Origin of the sequence: Paraburkholderia sp. JHI2823, assembly GCF_038900695.1 — a bacterium.
Classification (GTDB): Bacteria; Pseudomonadota; Gammaproteobacteria; order Burkholderiales; family Burkholderiaceae; genus Paraburkholderia; species Paraburkholderia mimosarum.
Map to the genome: position 1 here is coordinate 1 of NZ_JAYMRY010000443.1, position 251 is coordinate 251.

The 251-nt window shown below is 61.0% G+C and carries 1 pseudogene; it reads right to left on the reverse strand.

Going from position 1 to position 251, the window contains the following annotated elements:
- Positions 1-134: 134 nt before the first annotated feature.
- Positions 135-251: pseudogene (locus tag VSR34_RS39340) on the reverse strand (transposase); the annotation flags it as partial.

Here is a 251-nt window from a genome sequence, read left to right on the forward strand (position 1 = left end):
GGAAAACGCGAGACTCTCCCTTCGGCGTCGTTTGTGCAAGATGCCTGAGGGAGATCCCCTCCGCCACATCACGCAAGCCGCTCAAAACGCCCCGAATTCCCATCGACTTGCGTGCTCATGCTCAGCTCGTTGAACCAGCGCGTGAGGGCGCTGTCGGGCTGGTAGCGAAGCCAGCACCACGCCATCTCGATCAGTAACGCGCGCACTCTTCGGTTGCCCTGCTTGCTGATTCCCTGGTCGACCTTGCTCTC